The sequence below is a fragment of the Streptomyces calidiresistens genome, from assembly GCF_014141525.1.
In the GTDB taxonomy this organism is placed as follows: Bacteria; Actinomycetota; Actinomycetes; order Streptomycetales; family Streptomycetaceae; genus Streptomyces; species Streptomyces calidiresistens.
Genome location: NZ_VKHS01000878.1, coordinates 1 through 2,115 on the forward strand (window position 1 = coordinate 1; position 2,115 = coordinate 2,115).

General features: G+C 76.9%; 2 protein-coding genes. Both read left to right on the top strand.

Features of this window, described 5'->3' with window-relative positions; all coding sequences use genetic code 11:
* The first annotated feature begins 234 nt into the window (after positions 1–234).
* Entirely contained in the window at positions 235–1,209 is a 975-nt protein-coding gene (locus tag FOE67_RS23705; protein WP_182666877.1) for an SMI1/KNR4 family protein, read from the top strand.
* Positions 1,210–1,217: 8 nt separating this feature from the next.
* Positions 1,218–2,115 (top strand): SUKH-4 family immunity protein (locus tag FOE67_RS23710; protein WP_498370717.1); only part of this gene is annotated, 898 nt, incomplete at its 3' end.

Here is a 2,115-nt window from a genome sequence, read left to right on the forward strand (position 1 = left end):
CGAGCCGACCGCCCACCCCCGACACCCGCGCCACCGGCTCCGCGTCGATCGCCGCACCGCCGCTCCCGGGACCGGACACCGGTCGAACCCGCGCCCGGTTCGCCGGATTCGGGAGCTTTTCCACCGGTTGACGCGGGTCACCGCCCCTTCATCGTCCCCGGTCACCCGGTGCCGGCGCCCCGGTGAGGTCCTAGGCTGTGCCCGAACAGGACGGACCAGCAGGGGGCAGACGCCATGACGACAGGCCGGCTCGGACAGCAGGCCGCGCCACCGAACAGGGCCTACGCCGGCCAGGTGGTGCGCTTCCCGGACCCGGTGCGGGCCGGCCGATACCCCGACGGCGTGCCGGTGGACGACGCCGGTTACCCGGACTTCTCCGCCTACGCCCGGGCGGCGGCCGAGATCGCCGAGCCGCCGGAGGGCTTCGGCGTGGACGAGCTGCGGCTGACCGACTACGTCTCCGCCAACGCCGCCCTGCACGCCGCCGGTCACGAACTGTGGGCCGATCTGCCCGCCGTCGCCACACCGCACGGCTGGACCTGGCACCACGTGGCCGGCACCCGGCGGCTGGAGCTGATCCCGGCCGAGGTCAAGGCGCTGCTGCGGCACCACGGCGGCATCGCCACCAGTTCGGTGGACCAGCACAAGCGCGGCACCCGGCCGCTGGCCGAGACCCGCCCCGCGCACTTCACCGTGCCGCGTTCGATCGCCGTGCCGGAGGAGCGCGTCCGGGCGGCCGAGGAGAAGCTCGGCTACCGGCTGCCCGACGCCTACCGCTCCTTCCTGCGGGCCGCCGGCGGCAGCGCCCCGCAGGGGGTCGCCCTCTACGCCGAGCTGGGCATCCTGCTCGACCAACCGTTCTGGACGCTGCGCGACGAACCGGACGTCAACGACCTGGTCTACGCGAACAAGTGTCTGCGGGACCACCTGACCAAGGACTACCTCGGGGTGTGCTTCGTGCAGGGCGGCATCCTGGCGGTGAAGACGCGCGGCAGCGGCACCGGCTCGGTGTGGCTGTGCCCGCACGACGACGCCCGCGACCGCGACGGGGTCGGGGTGGAGGAGCGCATGGCGGAGCTGCTGCTGCCGTGCGCGGCCGATTTCGACGAGTTCCTGCTGCGGCTGGCGGGCAATCCGCCGGAGCTGACGACCGTGGCCGATCTGATGGTGGACGGCGGGTTCGCGCGCTCCGTCCCGGTGGAGGGGTGAGGCGCCCGATGGTGACCTTCGCGCAGGCCCGCGAGCGGGCCGAGCAGTGGGTGTCCGAGTTCGATCCGCAGGCGCCGCACCGCGCGGTGGGCATCCGGGAGTTCGACCGGGGCTTCGTCGTGTGGGCCGATGCCCCGGCGGGCACCCCTCCCGCCGGCGGGCGGCTGGTGATCGCCCGGGACAGCGGGGAGACCACCCTGTGGCCGGCCCTGCCGGTGGACGAGGTGATCGCCGCGTGGACGGCCGAGTACGGCGCCGCGGGTTCCGCCCCGGCGCCGGTTCCCGCCCCGGCCGCGTCGATGGACCTGGAGAAGACCTCGTTCCTGCTGACGCCCCCGCAGTGGCTGCAGGAGGCGGCCGACCGGGCGGGCATCCCCGACCAGCGGTCGGGGGCCGCGGACACCGGCTCCGCCGGGACGGGGACGGGAGCCGGGGCCACGCCTCCCGGCGCGACCCCCGTGCCGACCGCGCCGCCGAGCCCGCCCGTGCCGACCGGCGCGTCGCCCTGGGACGCGGCCGACACCTCCGGCAGTGGTGACGGCGCGGAGTCGGTCGCCCCGCCGGACACCGTGTACTCCACCCCGGTGCTGCGCGAGGACACCCCACCGCCGGGGATGGGGACACCGCCGCCGGGCGGTTCCGGCGGCTTCCCCGGTACGGGCCCCGCCCCCGCCGAGGGGGGCGACGGAACCGCCGGGGCCTCCGGCCGGGAGGACTCCGACGGCGGGACGCCGGCCGCCCCCGCCGGCGCCGAGGCCCGTACCTCGGTGATGCCGCAGGGCAGCGCGCTGCCGAGGACGGCCGTGCACTCCACCGTGCCCCCCGGCCTGCGGGACACCCCCGGCCCGGGCGTGCCCCCGCCGCCCGGGGCACCCGGTGCCCCCGGTGCGCCGGCCCCGGCGGGCC

What these genes read in the sequence shown, in the direction of transcription:
- FOE67_RS23705 (WP_182666877.1), top strand. Translation starts at nt 235, where the DNA reads ATGACGACAGGCCGGCTCGGACAGCAGGCCGCGCCACCGAACAGGGCC.